The sequence below is a fragment of the Xanthomonas sp. NCPPB 2922 genome (genome assembly GCF_041520885.1).
Taxonomy (GTDB): domain Bacteria; phylum Pseudomonadota; class Gammaproteobacteria; order Xanthomonadales; family Xanthomonadaceae; genus Xanthomonas; species Xanthomonas campestris.
On the sequence record NZ_JBGOFY010000001.1, the window covers coordinates 504,627 to 529,441 of the forward strand.

Annotated in this window: 22 protein-coding genes, 2 other RNA genes and 3 pseudogenes; 14 read left to right on the top strand and 13 right to left on the bottom strand. The window is 60.3% G+C overall.

Going from position 1 to position 24,815, the window contains the following annotated elements; translation table 11 throughout:
* Positions 1-389: 389 nt before the first annotated feature.
* Positions 390-1,498 (top strand): IS3 family transposase gene (locus tag ACD584_RS02145; RefSeq protein WP_116923806.1). Its coding sequence is split into 2 segments (ribosomal slippage): positions 390-651 and positions 651-1,498, totalling 1,110 coding nucleotides; the frame shifts between segments, so codons are not numbered across the junction.
* 127 nt (positions 1,499-1,625) lie between these two features.
* Here the strand turns inward: ACD584_RS02145 and avrBs1 are convergent.
* Positions 1,626-4,076 carry an AvrBs1/Avra family type III secretion system effector gene (gene avrBs1 / locus ACD584_RS02150; protein ID WP_217694199.1) on the bottom strand — a complete coding sequence of 817 codons (2,451 nt, stop codon included), beginning with the start codon at positions 4,074-4,076 and terminating at the stop codon, positions 1,626-1,628.
* A 478-nt stretch (positions 4,077-4,554) separates the two neighbouring features.
* Between avrBs1 and ACD584_RS02155 the strand changes: the two are divergent.
* Positions 4,555-4,885, top strand: a pseudogene (locus tag ACD584_RS02155) (transposase); the annotation flags it as partial.
* A 369-nt stretch (positions 4,886-5,254) separates the two neighbouring features.
* Here the strand turns inward: ACD584_RS02155 and ACD584_RS02160 are convergent.
* Positions 5,255-5,503 (bottom strand): hypothetical protein, encoded by a 249-nt coding sequence (locus ACD584_RS02160; RefSeq protein WP_076037945.1) that lies wholly within the window; start codon positions 5,501-5,503, stop codon positions 5,255-5,257.
* Between the two features lie 108 nt (positions 5,504-5,611).
* Positions 5,612-5,962 (bottom strand): SymE family type I addiction module toxin, encoded by a 351-nt coding sequence (locus ACD584_RS02165; protein ID WP_076037409.1) that lies wholly within the window; start codon positions 5,960-5,962, stop codon positions 5,612-5,614.
* Between the two features lie 564 nt (positions 5,963-6,526).
* On the opposite strand from ACD584_RS02165, the gene ACD584_RS02170 reads away from it, so the two are divergent.
* The gene (locus tag ACD584_RS02170) at positions 6,527-7,189 is read left to right on the top strand and encodes a hypothetical protein (protein WP_076037408.1); all 663 of its coding nucleotides are present in this window, start codon (positions 6,527-6,529) and stop codon (positions 7,187-7,189) included.
* Positions 7,186-8,541: a DUF6792 domain-containing protein gene (locus ACD584_RS02175; protein WP_076037407.1), complete on the top strand. Its 1,356-nt coding sequence runs from the start codon at positions 7,186-7,188 to the stop codon at positions 8,539-8,541. Before ACD584_RS02170 ends, ACD584_RS02175 begins: the two co-directional genes overlap by 4 nt.
* A gap of 38 nt (positions 8,542-8,579) precedes the next feature.
* Here ACD584_RS02175 and ACD584_RS02180 read toward each other — a convergent pair whose 3' ends face one another.
* From ACD584_RS02180 to ACD584_RS02200, 5 genes are all read right to left on the bottom strand, one after another.
* Entirely contained in the window at positions 8,580-9,209 is a 630-nt protein-coding gene (locus ACD584_RS02180; protein WP_076037406.1) for a hypothetical protein, read from the bottom strand.
* A 70-nt stretch (positions 9,210-9,279) separates the two neighbouring features.
* The gene (locus ACD584_RS02185; protein WP_076037944.1) at positions 9,280-9,615 is read right to left on the bottom strand and encodes a hypothetical protein; all 336 of its coding nucleotides are present in this window, start codon (positions 9,613-9,615) and stop codon (positions 9,280-9,282) included.
* A 70-nt stretch (positions 9,616-9,685) separates the two neighbouring features.
* The gene (locus ACD584_RS02190) at positions 9,686-10,132 is read right to left on the bottom strand and encodes a hypothetical protein (protein ID WP_139328404.1); all 447 of its coding nucleotides are present in this window, start codon (positions 10,130-10,132) and stop codon (positions 9,686-9,688) included.
* 81 nt (positions 10,133-10,213) lie between these two features.
* Positions 10,214-10,759 (bottom strand): hypothetical protein, encoded by a 546-nt coding sequence (locus ACD584_RS02195; protein ID WP_076037405.1) that lies wholly within the window; start codon positions 10,757-10,759, stop codon positions 10,214-10,216.
* Between the two features lie 57 nt (positions 10,760-10,816).
* Positions 10,817-11,122 carry a hypothetical protein gene (locus ACD584_RS02200; RefSeq protein WP_139328403.1) on the bottom strand — a complete coding sequence of 102 codons (306 nt, stop codon included), beginning with the start codon at positions 11,120-11,122 and terminating at the stop codon, positions 10,817-10,819.
* Positions 11,123-11,346: 224 nt separating this feature from the next.
* On the opposite strand from ACD584_RS02200, the pseudogene ACD584_RS02205 reads away from it, so the two are divergent.
* Positions 11,347-11,669: pseudogene (locus ACD584_RS02205) on the top strand (phage integrase N-terminal SAM-like domain-containing protein); the annotation flags it as partial.
* A gap of 40 nt (positions 11,670-11,709) precedes the next feature.
* On the opposite strand, the gene ilvD reads toward ACD584_RS02205, so the two are convergent.
* Together ilvD and ACD584_RS02215 are read right to left on the bottom strand one after the other, a co-directional pair.
* Positions 11,710-13,548 carry a dihydroxy-acid dehydratase gene (ilvD, locus tag ACD584_RS02210; RefSeq protein ID WP_076037404.1) on the bottom strand — a complete coding sequence of 613 codons (1,839 nt, stop codon included), beginning with the start codon at positions 13,546-13,548 and terminating at the stop codon, positions 11,710-11,712.
* 260 nt (positions 13,549-13,808) lie between these two features.
* Positions 13,809-13,883, bottom strand: a non-coding RNA gene (locus tag ACD584_RS02215) — sX9 sRNA.
* Between the two features lie 76 nt (positions 13,884-13,959).
* Here ACD584_RS02215 and ACD584_RS02220 point away from each other — a divergent pair.
* Positions 13,960-14,226 (top strand): YkgJ family cysteine cluster protein, encoded by a 267-nt coding sequence (locus tag ACD584_RS02220; protein ID WP_076037943.1) that lies wholly within the window; start codon positions 13,960-13,962, stop codon positions 14,224-14,226.
* A gap of 401 nt (positions 14,227-14,627) precedes the next feature.
* Here the strand turns inward: ACD584_RS02220 and ACD584_RS02225 are convergent, their stop codons facing one another.
* Both ACD584_RS02225 and ACD584_RS02230 read right to left on the bottom strand, forming a co-directional pair.
* Positions 14,628-15,524 (bottom strand): DUF2167 domain-containing protein, encoded by an 897-nt coding sequence (locus ACD584_RS02225; protein WP_070694203.1) that lies wholly within the window; start codon positions 15,522-15,524, stop codon positions 14,628-14,630.
* 81 nt (positions 15,525-15,605) lie between these two features.
* Positions 15,606-16,151, bottom strand: a complete 546-nt coding sequence (locus ACD584_RS02230; RefSeq protein ID WP_019237180.1) for a gamma carbonic anhydrase family protein — start codon at positions 16,149-16,151, stop codon at positions 15,606-15,608.
* On the opposite strand from ACD584_RS02230, the gene ACD584_RS02235 reads away from it, so the two are divergent.
* The 8 genes and pseudogenes from ACD584_RS02235 (at position 16,141) to ACD584_RS02270 (ending at position 23,826) form a co-directional block, all read left to right on the top strand.
* On the top strand, positions 16,141-16,395 hold the full coding sequence (locus ACD584_RS02235) for a hypothetical protein (RefSeq protein WP_175611725.1): 255 nt from the start codon (positions 16,141-16,143) through the stop codon (positions 16,393-16,395). The two genes, ACD584_RS02230 and ACD584_RS02235, sit on opposite strands and share 11 nt — an antisense overlap.
* A gap of 107 nt (positions 16,396-16,502) precedes the next feature.
* A non-coding RNA gene (locus ACD584_RS02240) (sX9 sRNA) lies at positions 16,503-16,579 on the top strand.
* A gap of 461 nt (positions 16,580-17,040) precedes the next feature.
* Positions 17,041-18,351 (top strand): MFS transporter, encoded by a 1,311-nt coding sequence (locus ACD584_RS02245; protein ID WP_076037402.1) that lies wholly within the window; start codon positions 17,041-17,043, stop codon positions 18,349-18,351.
* Positions 18,352-18,506: 155 nt separating this feature from the next.
* Positions 18,507-19,748: an HD-GYP domain-containing protein gene (locus ACD584_RS02250; RefSeq protein ID WP_040942204.1), complete on the top strand. Its 1,242-nt coding sequence runs from the start codon at positions 18,507-18,509 to the stop codon at positions 19,746-19,748.
* Positions 19,749-20,498: 750 nt separating this feature from the next.
* Complete coding sequence (locus tag ACD584_RS02255; RefSeq protein WP_011035605.1) at positions 20,499-20,975, top strand: MarR family winged helix-turn-helix transcriptional regulator; 477 nt, start codon at positions 20,499-20,501, stop codon at positions 20,973-20,975.
* A gap of 74 nt (positions 20,976-21,049) precedes the next feature.
* A pseudogene (locus tag ACD584_RS02260) lies at positions 21,050-21,508 on the top strand (transporter); the annotation flags it as partial.
* A 32-nt stretch (positions 21,509-21,540) separates the two neighbouring features.
* On the top strand, positions 21,541-22,308 hold the full coding sequence (locus ACD584_RS02265; RefSeq protein WP_011035607.1) for a coniferyl-alcohol dehydrogenase: 768 nt from the start codon (positions 21,541-21,543) through the stop codon (positions 22,306-22,308).
* Between the two features lie 36 nt (positions 22,309-22,344).
* Positions 22,345-23,826, top strand: a complete 1,482-nt coding sequence (locus ACD584_RS02270; protein WP_175611723.1) for a benzaldehyde dehydrogenase — start codon at positions 22,345-22,347, stop codon at positions 23,824-23,826.
* A gap of 27 nt (positions 23,827-23,853) precedes the next feature.
* On the opposite strand, the gene ACD584_RS02275 is transcribed toward ACD584_RS02270, so the two are convergent.
* Positions 23,854-24,750, bottom strand: a complete 897-nt coding sequence (locus ACD584_RS02275) for a helix-turn-helix domain-containing protein (RefSeq protein WP_076037400.1) — start codon at positions 24,748-24,750, stop codon at positions 23,854-23,856.
* Positions 24,751-24,815: the final 65 nt, after the last annotated feature.

Here is a 24,815-nt window from a genome sequence, read left to right on the forward strand (position 1 = left end):
GACTACGCGGCGCAGTTGCAGCGCCTCGGGAAGAGTAACCTCGGACGCAGGGCGCGGAGCATCTGGAATGCTTTTTGCTTAGGGGCAAGCAGGATATGGCGTTTTATTCGAAGTTTGATCTATAGGTGTGGCGCCACCGACGGTCTAGATAAGCGCTTATTATGAGGCGGCTACACCGCAATTTAACGGACAGGTGCGAAATGAATTAGCAGGTTGCGAAATTACTTTCGCATCCGTGCGCCGCCGCCTTATCGCATCTCCAGTCTTCTTCAAAGCCACCATGAAGATTCGCAAGTAGTAAGCAAGCAGGTGCGGTGTCAGCCTCCCGTAAAATTGATCCATCCATAGTTAGAGGTCTCCGGGCACACTAGCCACCGAGGAGACCAACGATGCGCAAGAGCAAGTTCACCGAGAGCCAGATTGTCGCCACGCTGAAGCAGGTGGAGGGCGGTCGCCAGGTCAAAGATGTATGCCGTGAGCTGGGTATTTCCGATGCGACGTACTACGTCTGGAAGTCCAAGTACGGTGGCATGGAGGCAGCCGATGTGCAGCGCCTTCGCGACCTGGAGACCGAGCACAGCAAGCTCAAACGCATGTACGCCGAGCTCGCCATGGAAAACCATGCATTGAAGGATGTCATCGCAAAAAAGCTGTAGACCCGGCGCACAAACGCCCGCTTCTTGCCTGGCTCATCGAGCAGCATGGCTGGAGCGAGCGCCGGGCCTGTTCGGTGGTTGGCGTGGCTCGCTCGACAGTGCGCTATCGGCGTCGTCCCGATCGGGATGAGGAGGTCATTGCGCTGTTGTCCGAATTGGTCGAGCGCTTCCCCGAGCGTGGTTTTGGAAAGCTCTTTCAGATCATCCGCCGTCGCGGACATGTGTGGAATCACAAAAGGGTGTGGCGCGTGTATTGCCTGATGAAGCTCAATCAACGTCGTCGCAGCAGGCGCCGGGTCCCGACCCGTCATCCACAACCGTTAGCATGCGGAGCACGCCCCAATGCTGGATGGTCGATCGACTTCATGTCCGATGCGCTGTGGGATGGTCGGCGTTTCCGCACGTTCAATGTCATTGACGACTTCAGTCGGGAAGCCTTGGCGATCGAAGTGGACTTGAATCTTCCGGCCGCCCGCGTCATCCGCACCTTGGAACGCATCGCAGCCTGGCGCGGCTACCCCGCCAAACTTCGCTTGGACAATGGCCCGGAGTTTGTCGCATTAGCCTTGGCGGAGTGGGCCGAGCGCAAAGGCATCGCCTTGGACTTCATCGAGCCGGGGCGTCCAATGCAAAACGGTTTTATCGAACGCTTCAACGGCAGCTACCGGCGCGGCGTGCTGGACATGCATCTCTTACGCACGCTGAGCGAGGTTCGCGAACAGACCGAACACTGGCTGGCCGACTACAACCAGCAGATCCCGCACGACAGCCTGGGCGGGCTAACGCCCGCCGAGTTCCGTGATCAACATCTACCGCAGACCTCTAGTTTTGGCTGGCACTGAATTGTGGGGAGTCGACACAGGCATCGCGTCGGTTATGCCCGCAAGACGCTGCAGGCACAAAGAACCCGTCGGTAATGGCCTTTGAATACGGACGAGTAATCCAGCTGACCAGCATCAGCGCATACCACTACAGGCTGGACTTGATAGTTGGACCGGCCGCAGTCGGAGGCTGGAGAAGCTTGGAAGAAAGAAAGAGCTCGATCCCACGCATAATGTCATAGGCATTGAAGTCAAGCAGGCTCAATTCTCGAATTCGACTTCCTTCCTTATTTTTCTCGTAAATACAAAGCGAAACGCCTTGGCGGAGCGCCTCACAGACCTTTTCCGCAACAGTTTTTCTTTCATGAAAAGACAGTCCCGAAAGCTTTTTTAGCGTGTCTTCCTTGCCAAGCGCAGCATTTTGGCCAAGCCAAGACAATTGACGCTCAAGAAAATCCGAGATTAACTTTCCATCGTAGCCCTCATCCTCAATATAACGCGCAGCGGACAACATTTCGATATTGAACTCGATTAACGTTGCCACGGCTACAGAGCGTGACTCTCCAACTTCTATAGCTTTAGCATCCCATAATTCCAGCTTGGCGCAATACTCGTTGTGCCTCAAAATAGAGCCAGGCTTTCTCGATTGCAGCATGCACTGGGCATCGACCAAATCATCAAGAGAGTGGTGGAAATCATATGAATTTCTATCTGGGTCAGGCTTTATATAATGCTTTAAACTATTTTCAATAAGCCCCATTTTCTCCGCGTGGCTAAGTAAGTTACAAACCCTTGCAAATTCAGAATTAAATGCCTTATTCGAATTAAATGAATGAACGTCTCCAAATCCTGGTCGTGCCTTAGCATATTCCGGAAGATCGCCAACTGCAGTAGCCTTATATAGTACTGAAGGTAACCCTTTCCACTTTGGCCTATGAGGGACTTTCATCTCGGATATAGTCGCGCCCTTTGCCTTTGCATTTATAATGGAAAAAGGCGTCATCACAATATCAAATGCCGTTGAATTATTGCAAAGCGTATCAATCTCTCTTTTTGCCGGTGTTTTCCCGGCTGAACCAAAACTGTTGGTAGCCTCACGATCGTGCGAGAATCGCAGACTTCGAACCATCAAGGGTTTTCCATCAGCGTAGTCTCTAGAAATTTCCGACTTGTCATTTACTAGAAGATCTTTGACGGACGATTCATTAATTATTTCCTCAAGCGCAGAAAAATTTCCAACCTTACCCATTTTGTTGTAAAGTTCCGCTACTTTTTGCACTATTTTCTTTTTTTCTATAACTCGCCGAAGCTGCGGAGTTTGCAGAGAGGCGACGTTGATCTTAGCGGTTTCACTTCTACCGGTCGCTTCTTCAATCAAACGACCAGCTGTCTTCATCAATGTTGCCTTTGCATCAAGAGTGTAGCTGTATAGCTGATTTTCAACTCCGGCCTTGTCAGTCGGATCGATTCCATCAATCGTGAGTGAAATTGCACCATGAATTTCAGCGTAACTATGGGTAAATACCTGATATCTATCCACCTCCTTGTGGGGAAGACCTTGGTTCTTTCGTACGCTATTCATACGTAGGGCCATTACTATAGCAGGGCTATTTTGCCTGAAGAAATCCAACGACAAATCAATTAAGGCGTCTTTCGCTTGATCAACGGTCAACTCTGGCGCGGACCATTGAAGACCTGAATGCATAGCTGCATAGCGGGCAGCGATAACCACGTCTGACGATGTCCCTGATGTTCCCGACATAACTGGAATCTGAAAGAATTCGCGGATCTGGGTGCCTACATCGTTGGACAGATGCATTCCCGATGTGCTCTTAACTGAATGTGTCCCCGAGCGGTTAGCGTCGTGGCGATTCTTCAAGCGAAACGCCATTCTCGCCTGTATTTTTAAACGTCCTGCCAACAATTCGCCCTCTTGACACAGTTCAAAGCCTGTTTTTACTTGCTCTTTAGTGAAGGGGCCCAATTCTCCTTTCAACATCATCGCAAAAGCGGACGCTGCCTGATCCGAGATTCTCCAAGCACGTGGCTTGGCATAAGGGGATTGTGCATCCGGCTGTTTGAGTCCAAGGATCTCATCGCCAAGCTGTTGACGGTCACGACGTTGTAGCGCAGGCTCATCTTTCCATGAGCTACGCTCTAGATGGCAAAGCCATTCTGACTGTTTGTGAGCAAATGAGCTTACATCTTTCATTGCGAAGCAAGCATTGGAAATAAGTTTATTCTCGGCATTTATATGGTTTATATATGCAAGCGCACGCCTACGGAGGTGCTTTTCCGAACGATAGGCATTGTTCGATAAAGACTGCGAAAGAAAGTCAACTATGCTTGAATCTGTTTTTTCATTGGGATGATATATTTTCCCATCAATAGTTGCTGCGCTATAGCTTTTCTTAAATTTAAGAGCGCGTTGTGGAGCAGGTGACAATGAGGAACTAAGCACTGAAAAGCGTGAAGTGTCACTTTCCTTCCCATCAACAATTGATTTATTATTATTAAATTCAGCGCTCACCGAATCCGCCGATGTTTCTGATCTTTCAAACGATGAGTATTTTGGAATAACTGGCTTGGCCTTTAACATGATCAACTCCTATGTATGGTTAAAATTTTCTTAAAATAATCCGGCGCACTTGACGTGTGTGGATTACGAGCACCTGCGGTTTACAGAGCATCAGGCTGGAAGCGTGTGCGACATCTCGCCATGCTCATGACACTCTTAACGCACAGCTTTGGCGGCTTTTAAGGTAGCTGAACTCACCTCCCAATTGTAGGTTTTACAGCCTCTATTCATTTTCTGGAATAATGAGGTTAATCTATGCACTATTGAGTCAAGATTAAGTCGCAAGCGCTATTTTTACTAATTCTGCCTGGGCGGCAAAAGCCCAAAGCGAAGTTGCCTATTGGAATGCGCTTTTTTTCTATAGCTAAGCAAGATCACCATCAGCGCTCATAGCTTCCTTCTCGTGGTGGAGGCAAGCAAATGACAGTTCCCTAAGGAAGGTCTGAACAACTCCCCCTTATGCTGCGACACTCCCACCGGCCCCAACCGGACGACGACGATGCAGCTTTCTTTTGGCGACTTGGAGTACAACGGCAAGCGCAAGCGGACGCGTCGAGAGGTGTTTCTTTCCGAGATGGATCAGGGGGGCGTCAAAGGAGCTGCTAGCACTGATCAAGCGGCACTATCCGACGTCAAGCCTGCCGGGCCGTCAGCCGCGCCCGCCGGAAGCAGTGCTTCGCATCCACTTTTTGCAGCAATGGTAAGCACTGAGCAACCCAGGTGCGGAAGAAGCTTTGTCTGACACGGTGTCGATGCGTCGTTTCACCGGGATTGGCGGGCTGGATGATGTGCCGAACGAGACCATGATCCTCAACTTCCGCCAGATGCTAGGGATGTCGATGGCGAGAGCACCGAAACGCGAAGTACTGCAACCGATGCAACGATATTGCCAAGAGCAAGCACCGCACCCAAAAGAAGTATCAACTCCATCGAACCTCCAAGCCGCCTGGCTATCATTGGGCCGCCTGAGCGCGGTGTAACACGATCCTCGCCGAGGCGTTGACGGCCGTCAATCGCTGCAAGCCTGTGAATCGCATGGCCTTCGCAACAGTGCGGCTGCCCATGGCCATATGCCATGCCGCATCTTTGCAGGGACATCGCGTTACGTTCGACGACGTGCGGCGTAACGCGGCAAGCCGCTGAGATTTCAAGATGCCGTCATGCGACAGCAATTTAGCCATCAGTAGGTTCAAACCAACCTAACCGCCATCTTCGGCGTGCAGATACGACCTGCCCGGCCTTTGCTCCACCCGCTGCTCAAGCATCTCGCGCACGGCAAGGGCAGCATCGAAGATGGCTTGTCCCAACGTTGGCAGAGTCTGCACCTCCAGGCACTCCGGTTTGCTCATGGCGATGACGTCGCCGTGGGCGATGAGGGTGCGTAGCAGGCGGTCGAGCTGGTCGCGTTGGTCCAGCGTGAGATGCAAGACGACGGCGGGGTGGTCCATCTGTGTCCTCCTCTGCGCGGGGAGCAGTAAGCGCGCACGGTGTGCGACGTGCGCGTTGCACTCGATGCGGGCGCGCACGTGCATGCTGCGCGTGTGCGGCACACCGGCTCAGTCGGCGGGTGCCAGGCTGACGACCAACTCGCCATCGCGCATGCGGATCTGCAGCTTGCTGCCGATGGCAAAGCCAAGCTGTTCCAGCCAGCGGCCACGCAGGCGCAGCGTGGGCACGCGTAGGTCGCTGGCGGGGTAATAGCCGTAGCCGACGGTGCAGTGCCTCGGTGCACGTGGGTGGCCGGGGCGTGGAGCCCGGGCTTCGATGCGAGGTGGGGGGATGGGGGTGCGTTCGACATAGGGCCGCGGCTTGATCGAGGGGTCGAGCGAGTGCCAGACGATCTCGGTGGGCGGTGGCTCCGTGGCGCGCTTGCGTGCGGATGTGGAACGGGATGTGGGTCGACGCATGGCAAAGCCCTCCTTGACGAACAGGCCCCGCCGCCGGGTGGCGACGGGATGTCGGGAGGTTAGAAACCGCAGAGAGCCGGCGGGCGTATTTCCCCGAAGGGTGTTGTATTAGCCGCCCTCCCGACGCAGGCATCGCGTCGGTTGCACCCACAGAATCTGCAGGCACAAAAAACCCACCGGTTTGACGGAGGTGGGTACCGCTCTCTGAGGAGTTTCTACGCTCCTTGCCGAGGAGACTGCTACGCGCTGCGTGACATGTCAACCGGTTGATGCCGGCGCTCTGGATAGCGTTGATAGAAGATCTGCGCGTCGGCGCTTCACCAGGCAAAGTCAGAGCTGGGCATTGGTCAAGAGCGGGTTAGTCAATGCACATTCGCTACACTCCAACAAAGGATCTTCCAGCTGCACAAGCGGTGTTCCTGGATTTGTCCAAGGTCCAGTAGCTGCTTCGTGGGTGCCGGACGGCTGATGATAGGTCTTGGTTTGCAGTCACTGCGACTCAGGCCGTACCGCACCGGCAGGCCGTTCGCTCCCAACTCTAAACACGCAGGGCACCGAGGTGGCATGAACGTATATTTCAAAATCAAGATTGTCGGATGTCTTTTCCTAGTCCTTTTGACAGGGTGCAACCCAATGAATGCTGCGTCTGAGAAGTACGAAAAAAACGGCGAGACCACGGCCGACGGAGACCCGGTCTATCGGAAAAATCAACATCCGACGGAAGCTTACAAGCTCACCATGACGATCGAGGATGCGCCGGGTCCGTTTGAGTGGATATCGGGCACCGCCTTTTATCAAATGACGAACCATGAGCAATGCACGCCGATAGAGCCTATTGCGGGTGTTTGGAGTAAGTCAAAAGAAGATGGGATACCCATCAAATTTCAAAAAATAGATCCGACGACATATGTGGCGACGATCTATGCAGATGGCATGGTCAATGCGGATTATTACGGAAAGGGTGTGTGTAATTTTGAACTCAATGGTGTTGGTGTCACACTGAAGGCGACCGGCAAAAAAGAGGAGACACGTTTCCAGCCGGTGCTCTTTAAGACGCAAATATACGATTCAGCGCCCGTTAAATTTTATTTCTGGAAAGGAGGCTATCCGCAAAGTCAGATGGATAACTATCCCGACACCGGTGAATACAGTGTGGATAAATATGCTGAGTCAAATCGAGGAAGTTTATTTCAGGTGACGCTAAAATCTGAGAAGGTGTCCAAATGAGCCTGGCCGAACAGCAAAATGCCTTTCTCGCGAATGATGTATATGCGCGACCCGGCGAAACCGGGTCTGACAGTACGCCAGTAAAGATCGGCAGCGTCTCGTTCAGGCGTCTGGAATATATGGATCGCCCGTCCGGCTATCAGGGAATTATCTACGAGAAAATAGAAACAGGCGAAATTATCGTCGCCCATCGCGGTACCGAGTTTGATCGTCAACCGAAGCAAGATGGTGCGTATGCTGACGGTGGCATGGTTGCAGCACGTCACAATCGTCAGGTCGATGATGCGATCGAATTGACTCAGAATGCATTGAAGTATGCAGAACAAAAGCACCTCAAGACCGGCCAACCTGCTCCTGATGTCACCGTCACCGGTCATTCTCTGGGCGGCAACCTCGCCCAGGTCACTGCCCACCACTTCGGCCTTAAGGGAGAGACCTTTAACGCCTATGGTGCGGTCAGCCTGGACCGGCGCATTCCGGAAGGTGGCAACGACGTGATCAATCACGTGATGGCAGGCGATGCCGTGAGTGCTGCAAGTAAGCACTATGGGCAGGTGAAGGTATACGCCGCGTCGCATGAGACCACTGCGTTGGATAGGGCTGGTTACGCCAACGACAGCAGTCTTTTGGATGCACGCAATCCAATGGTCGCAACGGACTTGGGAGATTCGCATCGGATCCACAACTTCCTTCCGTTGGACGCCAACGGCAAACCGGATCGCTCGGTGTTGGAAGACCCTCAAACGCAGCTGCTGGCCCGGCAACACGCGCCGATGATCGACAAGTATCGCGGCGATGTTGAGACGTTGAGGATGGGCGTGACCTTCAATGCGAGGGTCATTCAAGGGATGAGCCTGGCGGATGGCATCGATCACTTGCGCGATCCGCTTCCCCCAGGTGCCGGACGCACGGAAATGGCTGCGACACGGTGGCAGGAGGTGCAGCAGCGCATGCAAAGCGAGGATGCGCCAGTTTATGTGCCACCGGGCTGGCAGATGCCGATTGGTGGGTCGTTGGAGCGCTGCGTTGCGCCTGCACCTGCGATGGTCTCAAACGACCCTCTGTATCGATCGATTCACAGCAAGCTGCCAGAGGGCACCTCTGATGAGGTTGCAATGCACGCCACCGTCGAAGCCAAGCGCGCGGGCATCCTTCGTGACGATCAGCTGCAGAGCGTGACCCTGCACCAAGGAAGCATCTTTATTCTTGGCCAGACGCCGGGCTTCCGGGCCAAGGTGGATCTGTCTGAGGCCGTGCCTCCACTGCAGGAAAGCGTCCGCCAGTCTCAAGCCTTGGATGCGCAGCGGTCGCAGCAGGAGACGGTTGAGCAAGCACCTACACGATCGATGTAAAAGTCGAGCCGCGAAGCGGCTTCGGCTTGAATGAATTGTTATGCATCTAGGCAGAAACTGTGGAAGCGCTTGCCAAACGACGAGACCTGCACGATTTCTTGGAGCGAGTTATCCGCCCCGCCTCCAATGGCAAAGGAGCCTTGGGAGGCAGTGAGGAAACCTCTTGCCTTGAGCCGCCCAATGGCGCCAACCATTGCGTACTGCTCAGTGCCAGGCTTTTGTATGCTCCCGACCTGTACCTGAGCAGAGCCATTAATGAAGGCAAGAAGTTCGCATTCTAGAAGGCTCATTTCATCTAGGGCAGTGAGAAAGTACTTGCGCTCATCGAAGTTTCCCGAGACTGGCTGGAGCAGAGTGTGCTTGAGGTAGTTCAAAAAGAACTGGCGCTTTTCAGCGGTGGGCTCCGCCTCAACCTTGTCGTGCAATGACTCCATGATCGCCTCAAGGGCAGGAGCGTCTTGCTTCTCGACGGGAGGAATGGCCCCCTTAACCTGTTTCAGCTCTTCTGCCAGCTCAGCATAAAACGACTCTATGCGCTTAAAACGCTTCTCCTGCTTTGTTCCGAAATAGAGCGTGCAGAGGGAGCCGCCGACATACGGAATCAGCTGCAACCCAGTCTGGATAGCGAGATCGCGCTTCTCTGCGCCTTCCAAACCATCATCTGCCATTGCACTCTCCTCTGAGGCGTAACGCTTGAATTAAGCCGCGCCGCGAAGCAGCGTCGACTTGAATGAATTGTTAGGCTTCATTATGCGGTTTGCGAGGCAAAGCGACAACGTTGCCAGAAGACGAATGCTTAGTGCCCTTTATTGATGCTGGACGTAGAAGACCAGGCGCTACATTCCAACGTTGACCGTCATCCGTAAGCACGGAGACCGATTTTTTGTTGTAGCGAACGATAACGCCATAAACCGGCCCTCGCATGTCCGGCTCAAACGTGACGCGATCACCAATGCTGAAGCGGAGCATAGTTGCGTGAGCTCGCGCTTGCTGCATGAAGCGAAGTCTCTCAACAATCCGATGATTGAGGTCGATGAGCTCGGCCTCGGTCAGTTTGTCGATGTCGATAGTCATGAGGTCTAACACCTGAATTAAGCCGACTGGCGAAGCCAGTTCGGCTTGAATGAATTGTTAGGCGCATGATTCATGACTTGTCGCTCCTGCTGATCTTGGCCACTTGCGCACAAGAAGCAGCTACGTATGCCTTGTATAGTGACTCAAGCCCACTTTGATAAGGTTGCTTTTGCTCTAGCAACTTTATATTCAGCTGAGAGAAGAAGAGGGCCGAGAAAATAAAATCATCTCTTGGGTCGAAGCTATAGCTGCGAACAAGACTGTTGAAGTAAGGGTCGTCGCTGGAGCCGGTTTGCTTTGCCTTTGCGGCTTGGTTGATAACTTCTGAAAGTTTCCCGGCCGCATGTGCACTCACCGCGGCGTCTGCAACTTTGGCACAAGAGGCAGCAATGGTGCTCCTGTCCTGAACCCCAGACATTGTATCGGTGAGTTCAAGTTGAACGCGCCCTTGGGCTGGATCTTGCGCAAATGCGCTAGTGCAAAATAAGCCAGCAAGGAGTGAAAGGATGCTCTTCATGCGGATTGATTCCAATTTTTTGGCAGCGCCTAACACCTGAGTTAAGCCGGGCCGCGAAGCGGCTTCGGCTTGAATGAATTCCTAGGCAACGTGCGGCTCAACTTCCGAGACTACTGCCTGAGTCAGATCCACGAGCATAATTTGCTTGCCAGTATTTTCAAGTTGCGACAGGTAGCTCCGCGCTGCCTCGATTGTCCGCTTCTCGCCAGGACGCTCCTGCAGGACTGCGTCGAATATGGCTCTAAGTTTTTCTGGCAGCAAAAAGAATTGCTCCGAGAACTCGACATTACAGCCAACGCCAACAGAGACAATGCGGGAGATTGGTCTGGCGAACTTCCCCTTGACTCCGGAAAGAACGCTGTGATGTGTCGCTATGTTGCGAAGCGCCTTGAAGAACGTGAATGATGGAATGGCCCGCAACTTGTCACGTGTTGCGGTGTCGACCATCTCCTCGATGGATATAAAGCAGAACAAGAAGGCATCGAAGTACACCGTGAGCAGGAACAGGCCTTGGTTGGGCTCTGCGTTACGTGCGGATTTGAACTGATCAAACAGGTACCTTGCTTCTGTAAGCCGAAGCATTGGCGCGCTCATTGCTGCGAATTGCTGGGCGGCAATCTTGTTCATGTTGCCTAATGCCTGAATTGAGCCGCGACGCGAAGCAGCGTCGGCTTGAATGAACTGTTAGGCGGCACTGTGCGCACTCATTGCCTCCTCGTACGTCATGCCCGGCTTGATGGCGGTGAAACCGTTGCCTCCGCAGTCAATTGCGAAGCAAAGTTTGCGTACCAACTCAATTGGGTAGCCAGAGGCGCGTGCAATGTCGTAGTACAGGTAGATCTGAACTGGTCGCTCCTGCGCGAGAAGCATCCCGTTGATCAAACGCTCAAGCGCCATTGCAGCAGAAGACTCTTCTGAGTGCTTGCGAAGTCTCTTCGGATCGTTGCCTCGGTACTGTCGAGCACTTACGTGTATTGGGTGAGTAATCACGGAACCTCCTATGCCCCCTAACTACTATCGGACCGCCAAAAGGCGGTGCCGCAGCGAGTATCTTCGATTGCAAGAATTTTGTAAAAGGAGGAACTCCTAGCCGCAATCACGGGGTCGCACGATGGCAAGCCGACGCGACCATACGGATGTTTTTGGCGTTATCCAGCAAGGACGCAGGCGGATGAGACAGCCAGAAAAACGAAGGCGTAACAGCACGCCCTTCGATCAGGCGCCTGGATCAGGTGCGCGACCGCTTGCGCGTGCGGCATTACAGCGTGCGCACCGAGCAGGCGTACGTAAGTTGGATCCGGCGTTTCATCCTGGCTAACGGCAAGCGGCATCCGAGGCAGATGGAGCAGGCGGACGTCGAGGCCTTCCTGACCCGGCTGGCGATCGACGGGCAGGTGTCTGCGGGGATGCAGAACCAGGCATTGGCAACGCTGTTATTTCTTTATCGCGAGGTTCTGCGCATCGAGCTGCCGTGGATGGAAATCTGGTGCGTGCCAAGCGGCCGAGGCGCATTCCTGCGGTGCTCTCGCGCGAAGAGAGGCGTGCATGCATGCCTCGCCACGTCGTATTCGCTGGCCCTAGCCGTCCAGCAACGCTTTATCCCGCACCGCACCCTTATCCGCGCTGGTCGCCAGCAACGCATACGCCTTTAACGCCGTGGTGACCTTGCGCGGGCGCACCTCCACCGGCTTCCAGCCCTTGGCATCCTGCTCTGCGCGACGAAGAGCAAGTTCCTCGTCCGAGATCAGTAGGTTGATCGAGCGGTTAGGAATGTCGATCAGGATCTTGTCGCCATCGCGCACCAGGCCGATTGCGCCGCCTGCGGCGGCTTCCGGCGAGGCGTGGCCAATCGACAGGCCCGAGGTGCCGCCGGAGAAGCGGCCATCGGTAAGCAGGGCGCATTGCTTGCCCAGGCCCTTGGATTTGAGATAGCTGGTGGGGTAGAGCATTTCCTGCATGCCGGGGCCGCCCTTGGGGCCTTCGTAGCGGATCACCACGATATCGCCGGCTTTCACTTCGTCAGCGAGGATGCCTTTGACCGCCGAATCCTGGCTTTCGTAGACGCGGGCATTGCCCTCGAAGACGTGAATGGATTCGTCCACGCCCGCGGTCTTCACCACGCAGCCGTCGCGGGCGATATTGCCGTACAGCACGGCCAGGCCGCCCTCCTGCGAGAACGCGTGGGCGACATCGCGGATGCAGCCTTCGCTGCGGTCCGTGTCCAACGTGTCCCAACGCGTGGCCTGGCTGAAGGCAATCTGGGTGGGGATGCCGGCCGGGCCGGCCTTGTAGAAGGTGTGCACCGCTTCCGCGTCGGTCTGGGTGACATCCCATTGCGCGATGGCGTCGGCCAGCGTGCGTGCGTGCACCGTGGCCGCGTTGGTGTGCAGCAGGCCGCCGCGTGCCAGTTCGCCGAGGATGGCCATGATGCCGCCGGCGCGATGCACGTCTTCGATGTGGTACTTCGGCGTGTTCGGCGCGACCTTGCACAGCTGCGGCACGCGCTTGGACAGGCGGTCGATATCCTGCATGCCGAACGGCACTTCGCCTTCCTGCGCGGCGGCGAGCAGATGCAAAATGGTGTTGGTCGAGCCGCCCATGGCGATATCCAGCGTCATCGCGTTTTCGAAGGCTTCGAAGGTGGCGATGCCGCGCGGCAGGGCTGTGGGATCTTCGCCGCCGTACCAGCGGTGACACAGCTCCACCGCCACGCGTCCGGCGCGCAGAAACAGCTGCTCGCGGTCGGCGTGCGTGGCTACGACGGTGCCGTTGCCCGGCAACGACAGGCCCAGTGCTTCGGTCAGGCAGTTCATCGAGTTGGCGGTGAACATGCCCGAGCACGAGCCGCAGGTGGGGCAAGCGCTGCGTTCGAACTCGGCCACCTTTTCATCGGAGGCGCTGTCGTCGGCGGCGATGACCATTGCGTCGATCAAATCGAGTTTATGTTCGGACAATTTGGTCTTGCCGGCTTCCATCGGGCCGCCGGAGACGAACACGGTGGGAATATTGAGCCGCAGCGCGGCCATCAACATGCCGGGGGTGATTTTGTCGCAGTTGGAAATGCACACCAGCGCGTCGGCGCAATGCGCGTTGACCATGTATTCGACCGAGTCGGCGATGATCTCGCGGCTGGGCAGCGAATACAGCATGCCGTCGTGGCCCATCGCGATACCGTCGTCCACGGCGATGGTGTCGAACTCCTTGGCTACGCCGCCGACACGTTCGATCTCACGTGCCACGAGTTGCCCAAGATCCTTCAGGTGCACATGCCCGGGCACGAACTGCGTGAACGAATTGGCGATGGCAATGATCGGCTTGTGGAAATCGCCATCCTTCATGCCGGTGGCGCGCCAGAGTGCGCGGGCGCCCGCCATGTTGCGGCCGTGGGTGGAGGTCTTGGAGCGGTATTCGGGCATGGCGGGATCGACAACGTGAGCGAGCGATGGCTGGCAATTAGACCGCGCCAGGACTGTTGCTGCTGCAACCGTCGCGGCGCGTTCCGGTGATCTCGCACGGTAGCACGCAGCTGCCGGGTGAACAGGCGGCCAAACGTGACTGCCACTGGGGCGATGACATCAAACGTCGAGCACGCCATCCCGCTGCGCCAAACGGTTCATCCATGTGCAGCAATAGCGCAGGCACTCGCAACTGCGCGCGAGCGGCCGCGGTTTAGAGTGGCTAACAAAACGTAGCGAGCAGTTGTCAGGTGGGTGCGGACGGCGCGGAGGAACCGGAGTGTACGTGGGTACATGCCGATTCCGAGCACCGGCCGCGCCCGCCTGGCGGCTGCGCAGTAGTTTTTTGATAGCTGCTCTTAGACTGTGCGCATGACCTCCACCCTTTCGTGCCGCTCCGGCTGTGCCGCGTGCTGCATTGCCCCGTCCATCAGTTCGCCGATTCCGGGCATGCCGCACGGCAAGCCGGCCGGTGTGCCGTGCGTGCAGCTGGATGCGCAGTGGGGCTGCCGCCTGTTCGGGCAGCCGAGCCGCCCGGCGGTCTGCGCCAGCCTGCGTCCTTCATTGGAGATGTGCGGCAGCTCGCGGACGCAGGCGCTGGCGATGCTCGCCGCCCTGGAGCGCGCGACAGCGCCTTGAATGTAAGGCGCGTCGTGTTGCGCACGGCTGACTGGAGCGCCGCGCTGGAACTGCAGGGGTCGCTGCGGCTTAGCTGCGCCGCTTTGCGCGTTCCATGTCAATCCGGGCAAAGCTGGCAGCGATGTGATCGAGCGGCGCGTGGCTCTGATGGACATGCCAACCTAGGCGCCGCATGCAGCGCGGCGTTGTTGCCGCATGCGTTGCATCCTCGCCGGGGCCGGGCGCGGTGACCAGGCAGCCTTCTTGGGCCGGCACTTGCACGGATGCCAGCCGGCCAGCCTGACCATTGCCGCACAGCGCAGTGCCACCAGCGACTATCGCGCTTCACAGCGCGGCAGGCGGGAAACATCTGCCAAGCCACATAGCCGATGCAGGACGGCGAAGCAGCGCCAGCCCCGCGTTCAACCGTTGCCGTTCGCCTTGCGACCGGCGAACACCCGCCTGATGCCGGCGCCCAGCGCCAGCACGCCGAACAGCACCAGCTTCCAGCCCTTGGCCAGCAGCAGGCCCAGCTTGGCGAACAGCCCGGCCTTGGCCGCCAGGCCGCCGCCTATCAGGCCGGCCAGGCCATAGCTGGCAATCTTGTCGGTGGAGGGGTTGTGGTCGGCATAGCGCGCGCCCTGGTCGAACTCGGCCATCGGCAGTAGTTGCTGCATGCCCTGACGCACCTGGTCGAGCTGGCCGATGCCGGCGACGGCGTTGAGGCTGAGATAGCCGCTACGGCCCAGCACGCGGATGTCGTAGTTGAGCGTGTGCTGCTGGGCGCCGTCGAAGCGCAGCTCCTTGGCCCAGTAGAGCTTCTTGCTGCCGGCGTCGTAGCGCGGCGGTACTGCCCAGCCGAGCAGGTCGACCGTGCCGTAGCCCTGTTCGCGCCGCGCAGCGTTGTCTTCGGCGGTGCCTTTCTGCATGTCGGCCAGCAGTTCGCTGTAGTCGATCTTGGCGGCGTCCTCGTCGGACACATAGCCCTCATCGCTATAGGTCACCACCACCGCCCAGCTGTCTGGTGCATCCAGCGCAGGCGTGCGCGGCACGATCATGCCCAGCACGCTGTCGTCGGGCGGGTTGCCCCACAGCTGTTCGAGCACACGGCGCGTGTCGGCCTTGTCCAGATAGCGGAAGGCCGGGTCCAGATCGAAATGCGCCTTGGCCTGCGGCACGGCGATGTGGCCGTCGCGGTACTGCAGCGCAGCCAGCACTTGCGCTTCGTCGACAGCATCGGCCGGGATGGCGAACAGCAGCGGGCTTGCGACAAGCAGGCAAGCGGCCAGCAGGCCGCGCAGGACAACGGTGGTGTGCATGCAGGTCGAATCCATTCGATGGCAGCGTCCCCACGCCGCAGGCCGCCGATTTTGCCACGCGTTCACATGGCAGACAACGGGTCAGCCCGCGCTGGCCGCGCCCAGATACTGGTCCTTGAGCCGCACATAATGCTGCGCCGAATAATGCAGGCTTTCGATCTCCTGGTCGCTGAGGCGGCGCGCCAGCCGGGCCGGATTGCCCAGCCACAATTCCGCTTCGCCAACCACCTTGCCCGGGCCCACCACCGCGCCGGCACCGACAAAGCCGTAGCGTTTGATGGTGGCGTTATCGAGCACGCAGGCGCCCATGCCGATCAGGCACAGGTCTTCGATGGTGCAGGCATGCAGGATGGTGCCGTGGCCCACGGTGACGTCTTCGCCGATCACGGTCGGGTAGCCGCCCTTGTTGAACGGGCTGTGGTGGCTGACATGGATGATGGTGCCATCCTGCACGTTGGTGCGCGCGCCGATCTGCACAGAGTTGACGTCGCCACGAATCACCGTGCCCGGCCATACCGACACGTCGTCGCCCAGCTGCACCTTGCCGATGATGGTGCAGGCCGGGTCGACATAGACGCGCGCGCCCAGCTGCGGGGTGTGTTCCAGAAACGGGCGAATGGGGGTCACGGCACTCTCCGGCAAGTTAGCGTGCCGCCAACTGCGGGCACAGGTGGATGATACCTGTGCGGTGCGTGTTGCTGCGGCGGTGCTGCGCGATGATGCCGATGGCATGGATACGGGGTGTGGATGCTTGGAAGCGGTGCATCTCGATGCGTGTTGGGTGAAGCTGTGTGTATCGCTGCAAGTGAGTCGCGCGTTTGAAGTCATATGCGGTGCTGTTGCTTGGCATGCGGTGTATCCGGCGATCTGACGGGGGGACGCAGCGCGTCCGCTAACCACGATGCGTGCATGGTCAGGAACACCTGACAAAACTAGTGCGCGACCGCCAGGCGGGCGCGTCCGGTTAGCGGAATCGGCATGTGCCGCTCGTACGCTCTGATTCTGAGCACTTAGTTCATAACCACCTGACGATTGTTCGCCCCGTTTTGTCAGCCGCTCTAAGTCGCATGGATCGCTGTCGCGTTGCTATTCGCCGACACGTGCGTTGCGCAAGGTAGCGCGACAGTGCGGACAATCACCCCACACGCGCGTCAGAGCGATCTCGAACAGCTAACGCGGTAGCGATGCGGCGACGAACGATGCCACCGCGCAGGACCTGATTGCCCGTCGTGCTCCTCGCCTTGAGGCGCACCACACAATGCAGACACCACATCCGAACCTGGCGCTGCGCAAGCGAAGCTCATTGGGTCTGCATCCGATAAGCGCACACCACTGCGGGGATTGGCCTTGAACGACATCCGTAATCGGCCTAGCGTGCAGGCCATTGCGACGTATCGGTTGCGTCTGTCGCAACACACACGGTTTTCGAGGGTGCGTCCGCGCGTTGTCCCATCGCGCAGCGTGGATGCACCCGTGCCACCGCTGCGCCATATCAGCCCCCTCACAGGACACGCCAATGCTTCAAAGCACGCCAACTTCCGCGCACTTTGTTCTGGAGCGCATGACGCCGTTCCAGTGGAGGGCCGTGGCGGTGTGCGTGCTGCTGACGATGCTCGACGGCTTCGACGTGATGGCGATGGCGTTCACCGCCCCGCACGTGTCGGCCGACTGGCAGTTGTCCGGGAAGCTGCTGGGAGCGCTGTTCAGTGCCGGGCTGGTCGGCATGGCCGTCGGCTCGCTGGTGCTGGCGCCGTGGGCAGACCGCATCGGCCGCCGTGCGCTGATCCTGGTGTGTCTGGCCATCCTGACTGTCGGCATGGGCGCATCCGCACTGGCAGGCAATGCCTGGCAGCTGGGCGCACTGCGGGCGTTCACCGGTGTCGGCATCGGCGGCATGCTGGCCTGCGTGGCGGTCACTGCCGCCGAATATTCCACTGCACGTTGGCGCAGCACGGCGACGGTGCTGCAGGCCACCGGTTACCCGGTCGGGGCGACGATTGGGGGCGTGATCGCCGCGCTGCTGTTGCAACACTGGTCCTGGCCATCGGTGTTCTGGCTTGGCGCGTTCGGCGCGTTGCTCTGCGTCCCGCTGGTGCTGGCCTGTTTGCCCGAATCGCTGGAGTTCCTGATCGCCCGCCGGCCGCCCAATGCGCAGGCGCGCTTCAATGCGGTGCTGGCACGCATGGGGATGCCGCCGCATTCGCAGTTGCCGCTGCCACCTGCGCAGGCGGCCGGGCAGGTGCAGGGGTATGCGGCCCTGTTCGTAGGTGCGCTGCGGCGGCAATCGCTGTTGATCGCGCTGGCATTTTTCTTGTTGATGTTCGCGTTCTACTTCGTGCTCAGCTGGACTCCCAAGCTGCTGGTGACCGCGGGCCTGTCGGCTGGCCAAGGTGTCACCGGTGGGGTGCTGTTGAATCTGGGCGGCATTGTGGGCGGCACGCTGTTCAGTTGGTTGGCCCTGCGTGGTCGCTTGTCGTGGCTCACTGCCGGCGCACTGGTGCTGGTGGCGGTGGGGATGGTCGCATTCGGGTTGAGCAGCACGGTGCTGAGTTGGGCATTTGCCACCGCGTTGCTGACCGGTGCCGCGCTGACGGCAGCGATGGGTGGGCTGTATGCGGTGGCGCCGGTGGTGTTTACCGCGGCGGTGCGCTCCACCGGCATGGGCTGGTCGATCGGGATCGGGCGGCTGGGCGCGATTGCCTCGCCGCTGTGCGCCGGGGTGCTGCTGGATGCCGGGTGGTCGCCGGCCATGTTGTATCTGGCCTGCGGCGTGCCGTTGTTGTTCGCTGCTGCCGCGGTGGTGGCGATGCGCCTGCCGGAGCGCTGAACCGCTCCGCGGGCGTTGCCGATTGCCTATTGCCGGTTGGCGAGGCGGCTGCGGTTGCGCCCGGTCCAAAGAATTCTGCGCGGCTGCCGATAACTCCGCAGACCCGCCACGCCTGTGGTGGGCGCTATGCGGACCACTTGCAGACCAGCGCCGGCATGCTCAGAACCATCGACTCCGACCAACTCCGCCCCGGCATGTATGTCTACAAGCTGCTGGGCGCGTGGGTGCACCATCCGTTCTGGAAGACCTCCTTCCTGGTCGATGCCGACGACGTGGGCAAGATCCACGACAGCCGCATCGAGCAGCTGGTGATCGACACCGCACGTGGGCTGGACGTGGAAGCGGCTGCGCCCGCCGCAGTGGAAGAGCCCGCTCCGCCGGCGCCCGCGCCTGCAGCCTCCGAACCACCAGTGGCTGCGCCTGTCGAACGCGCCGCACGCGCCGCTAACGTTGCGCCCAAGGTGGGCATCGAGGCCGAAGTGGTGCGCGCGCGCCGCATCTTCGAAGACGGCCGCAGCGTGGTGGAAGAAATGTTTCGCGACGTGCGGCTGGGCCGCACTGTCGACACCGAGGCGGCGATGCCGCTGGTGGAGGCGATCAACGATTCGGTGCTGCGCCATCCGCAGGCCTTGATCAGCGTGGCGCGGCTCAAGACCGCCGACGACTACACCTACCTGCATTCGATGGCGGTAGCCGGCCTGATGAGCGGGCTGGCGCGCCAGCTCGGCCTGCCCGATGCGCAGGTGGTGGAGGCGGCGATGGGCGGCCTGCTGCACGACATGGGCAAGGCGGTGACGCCGCTGGATATCCTCAACAAGCCCGGCAAGCTCACCGACGAAGAAATGGACGTCATCCGCCGGCATCCGCTGGATGGCCATCGCCTGTTGTTGGCCGGCGGGGTGCAGAACGCGGTGGTGCTGGAAATCGCCATGCATCACCACGAAAAGATGGATGGCAGTGGCTACCCGAAGGGCCAGGTAGGCGAAGAGATCTCGCTGATGTCGCGCATGGGCGCGGTGTGCGATGTCTACGATGCGATCAGCTCTGACCGGCCCTACAAGCGCGGCTGGGACCCGGCCGAATCGCTCAAGCGGATGGCCTCGTGGACCGGTCACTTCGACCCGGTGGTGTTCCAGGCATTCGTACGGCGGCTGGGCATCTACCCGGTGGGCTCGCTGGTGCGGCTGGAGTCGCAGAAGCTGGCGGTGGTGATCGAACAGGCCGCCGAGTCCTTGCTGAAGCCGAAGGTACGGGTATTCTATTCGGCCAAGCTGCGCAGCCACGTGCTGGTGCAGGACATCGATCTGTCGCGTGCGGAGTGCCAGGACCGCATCGTGCAGATGGAAAGCCCCACTGATTGGGGCTTCCGCGATCTTGAGAAACTCTGGCTGCCGTAAGGCCTCTCGCACGTTTGACGCTGTGCAGGGTGCTGCTGGTGCTCGCGCGGTAGTGATCGCCGGGCCGTGTGCCGGATCAGCTTTGCGCGCAACCGGTAGCCGCGTGGCGCTTCATCGCGCCCAGGCGCGCTCCTCCAGGGTCTGGTGCGTCACGCGCCCCTGTAGCGTGCTCTGCGGCCGTCGCCGGCCGGATGCTGCAGCGGCGCGACGCTGCTGCTGCGCGTCCCAAGAGTCCACCTTGCGCCACCAGCCCGGCACTGCCGGCGGCCAGGCCGCGCTGCCGTCGCAGGCCACGATGCACCTGGCCCTCCCCGGCCAGCGCGATCACGCCCTCATGCGCTTGCCATAGCAAGGGCTTTGCCTCGTCTGGACGGGCGCTCACCACTACCAGCGGCCGCCAGCTTGGAGCCTAGCGAGCGCGACCATGCTGCGCTGCAGCTTGGCAATGTAGTTATGGTGCATAACTATTCCGGGACGCAATCATTGGCGCCCGGATCCCCATGCCGTACCCGCACCTGGACCATTTCGCTTTCCCGCCGCCGGTGCGGCGCCGGTGCGTGGTCTCCAGCATGGGCACTGCAGCGGCCGGCGCGCTGCCGCTGTGGTCGGCACAGCAGGCTGACCGCGCAACGCAAGCGATACCGGCACGCCCCGCCAGGTCTACAATGCGGCTCACGTCGCGGGCCGGCGTTGCAGGCGCCTGGCGCGCCGCTCCCTGGTTCGGTGATGGCCCTTGTCGCGAGAATCCTCATGCCTGCCACGTCCAGCGCCGTGCTGCTCCCCGATCCTGTTGCCACGGTGGACCAGGCGCGCCTGCTGCGGTTGCTGGGCTACCGCATCACCCGCACCGAGCTGCTGGTGCGGCGCATGTTCCAGGATTGCGTGGCAGCCTTCGACCTCAAGCCGGTCGACTTTTCGCTGCTGATGCTGGTGGACGGCAACCCGGGCATCAATCAACGCCAGATCGGCGACGTGCTGCATGTCTCGGCGCCGAATCTGGCCATCGTGGTGGCCCGTCTGGTGAAGCGGCGCCTGCTGCGGCAGGTGCGTGGGCGCCAGGACCGTCGCATGCAGCATCTGTCCTTGACCGCCACCGGGGCCAGCCTGCTGGCGCAGGCCGAAGCGGAGGTGCTGGGCATGGAACAGCAGCTCAGTGTGGTGCTCGGCCCCAGCGAAGCGCCGTTGCTGCGCGCGCTCGATCGCCTGGATCGCCTCGACACGCTGTAACCGACCACGCGCGCGCATCGCGCGACGGCACGTGCAGTACACCACGTATCCGCCAGTCCAGACTGCGATCCACGTTCAGTGGTCGTCGCGCTCTCAATCCGGGCGCAGGGTACTGGCCGCTGGTGCCCAACTACGCTGTCACCGCATTGCCCACGCCGCATTGGGAGATCAGTGCGCGCCTGAACTACATCGACACCTTGCGCAGCCACCGCCGGCCCAATCTTCCCGAGGGCGTTGCGTTCCGCAATGGCCAGGCCGGCGATGCGGCCTGGATCAACGTCGCCACCTCATGGGAGGTGGTGCGCGATGTGTGGGTCGGCATCAACGCCTACTCCCTCATCCATTTGCGCGACAACCGCAGCAATGGCCAACGCGTGGCTAACAGTCGCCCGACCGCGTTCCATGCCGGCCCGGGCGGTGCCTGGCGCGTGGATGCCAACAACCTGTTGTTCGCCAATCTCTATCTGCAGGTGGAGGTCAAAAACGCGGCCTCCGGCAGCAACCTCAATGTGCAGTTCGTCCACGTGTTCTAGCGCCGGTGATGCCGGCAACTTCGGAGAAGGCAATGCGCTTGTTGAACAAGACCATCGTGGTGACCGGCGTGGCATCGGGCATCGGTGCGGAAGTGGCGCGCCTGGCGCGCTTTGAAGGCGCAACCGTGATCGGCATCGATCGCACGCCGGTGCATATGAGCCTGCACGGCTTCCATCAGGCCGACTTGGGCGATCCCGCTGCGATCGATGCGCTGGTGCAGGCACTGCCGGAACGGATCGACGCGCTGGCCAATGTGGCCGGCGTCCCCGGCACCGCGCCGCTGGAGGCGGTGGCGCGGGTCAACTACCTGGGCCTGCGTCACCTCAGCCACGCGCTGCTGCCGCGCATCAGCCGTGGCGGCGCCATCATCAACGTCGCATCGATTCTCGGCGCCGAATGGCCGCAGCGGCTGGACCTGCACAAGCAGCTGGCCGCCGCTGCCAGTTTTGCCGACGGCAGCGCTTGGCTGGCCGCGCACCCGGTTGCGCACGACACCTGCTATCAGTATTTCAAGGAAGCCCTGATCGTGTGGACCTTGCTGCAATCGTGGCCGTGGTTCGCCGATCACGGCGTACGCGTCAACAACGTCTCGCCCGGGCCGGTGTTCACCCCGATCCTGGGCGACTTTGCCGCGATGCTTGGCGCCGAGCGTGTGCAGGAAGACGCCAAACGCATGCAACGCCCCGCGTATGCCGACGAGGTGGCCGAGGCGATCGTGTTCCTGGCATCGGACGCCGCGCGCTGGATCAATGGCATCACCTTGCCGGTCGATGGCGGCCTGGCATCCACCACTTTGTAAGTCCCCTTGGACCCCCAACCAGCAGGAGGCTCGACCATGCATGCGCTCCCCAGCATTGCGACACCCACGACCGCCACACCGGCGTGGCACGGCTGTATCTTCAATGGCGACTGGGTTCCCGGTAGCGGCGGCACGCTGCAGATCCATGAGCCGGCCACCGGCGGCCTGTTGCACGAGGTCGGCAAGGCCGATCTATCCGATGTGGAGGCCGCCATTGCGCAGGCCAAGCATGCCCAACGTGCCTGGGCAACCACCTCGCCGCGCGAGCGTGCAGCGGTGTTCCACCGCGCTGCGCAACTGATGGAAGCGCACCGCGCCGAGGCTACCTTGCTGATCGCGCGCGAGACCGGCGGCATCATGCCCAAGGCCGAGCGTGAGGTGAGCGAGGCGATTGCCTACTACCAGCAAGCGGCCGGGCTGCCGCTGCAGGCGATGGGCCAGGTGCTGCCAACCGCCGCAGGCCAGCTCAGCCTGGCCAGGCATTTGCCGCTGGGCATCATTGCGGTGATTTCGCCGTTCAACTTCCCGCTGATCCTGTCGCTGCGGTCGGTGGCACCGGCGCTGGCGATGGGCAATGCGGTGATCCTCAAGCCGGACCCGCGCACGCCGTATACCGGCGGTGTGATCATCGCTCAAGTGCTCGAAGAAGCCGGACTACCCAAGGGGCTGCTGCACGTGCTGCACGGCGGCGCCGACATCGGCCAGGCCCTGGTCGAAGCGCCGGACGTGCCGATGATTGCCTTCACCGGCTCCACCGCTGCCGGGCGCCGGATCGGCGAGCTCGCCGGCCGTCACCTGAAAAAGGTGGCGCTGGAACTCGGTGGCAATAATGCAGTGATCGTGCTCGACGACGCCGACCTGGAGCGCGCCGCATCGGCAATCGCCTTCGGTGCATACCTGCATCAAGGCCAGATCTGCATGGCCACCGGCCGTGTGCTGGTGCAACGCGGCGTGGCCGACGCGCTGACCAAACTGCTGGCCGACAAGGCACGCCACCTGCCGGTGGGTGACCCGGTCAGCGGCACGGTGGCGCTGGGCCCGATCATCGACCAGCGCCAGTTGCAGCGCGTGCTGGACATCGTCGATGACAGCATCGACGCCGGCGCGGTGGTCGAAGCCGGCGCCACCCACGACGGCCTGTTCTATGCAGCGACCGTGTTGTCGAACGCGCGCCCGGGCATGCGGGTGTTCGATGAGGAAGTGTTCGGCCCGGTGATCAACATCACGGTGTTCGATACCGACGAAGAAGCCGCGGTACTGGCCAATCACGGCGAATACGGCCTGGTGGCAGGCATCATGTCGGCGTCGGTGTCGCGCGCCATGGTGCTGGGCGAGCAATTGCACACCGGCTTGCTGCACATCAATGACCAGACCGTGGCCGATGAGGTCATCAATCCATTCGGTGGCACGGGCGCTTCGGGCAACGGCACCAGCGTGGGTGGGCCGGCCGATTGGGAGCAGTACATGCACTGGCAATGGCTGACGATCAAGCACGCGGTGCCGCAGTACCCGTTCTGAGTGTGCGGCTGATGCCCGGCCGGTGGCTTACCCCGCCGCACGGAAGTGCGATGGGGAGCAGCCGGCGTGCCGGGCGAAAAACCGGCTGAAGTACGCAGCGTCGAAAAATCCAAGGTCGGCAGCCACCTGCTGCACGCTCATGCTGGTGTAGCGCAGGCTGCGCCGGGCTTCCAGCATGAGCCGGCGTTGCAGCAACTGCAGCGCCGAGGCGTTGGCCAGGCGCTGGCACACCGCGTTGAGGTGCCCGGGGGTGAGCCCCACCTGCGCGGCATAGCGGGCAATGGACCAATGCGCGCGGTAGTGCACATCGATCAAGGCCTGGAAGCTGCGCAGATGCCGCAGGCCTGGGTCCGCATGCGCAGCAGTGATTGCGTGGTCGTGGGCTTTTTCCAGCGCCGTGCGCGCGCACCAGACCAGCAGTTGCGCGGCCGCTGCCTGCATCGCCGCCTCGCGGCCGATGCGTTGCCGCGCGTGGTCGTCGGCAAGGCTGGCAAAGACAAGATCGAGCAATGGGCGGCTGCGCCCAGCCGCAAGTAGCTGGGGAGACGCTAACGCCTGACGCAACGCAGGCGCACCCTGCACGGTGGCGTGCACCAGCGGCATGCACAGCGTGGCGATATGCCCGCGCACCCGCGGATCGAAATTGAAGCCATGCACGCACATCGGTGGCAACCAGATCACCGTGGCACCGCCGATGCGCTGTGTGCGGCCATCCAGATGCACGGTGGCCGGGCCACGTTGCACATAGAGCAACTGCGCCAGTTCGTCGTGCCGGTGTGGCGCAATCCGCCAATCATGCAGCCGGCTGCGCGCACCGATCGATTCCCAGTGCAGCAGATCCGGCACCGCCACGCCGTGTTCGCCATACAGGCCGAACGCCGGAACCGCTACAGCCGCAGATACATTACGCACGCGAGTAGGCATCGTCGAAAAGTCCAAGCACTGCCGGCAATCATCCCTTCAATCGGGCGGCATGGCTACCGACACTG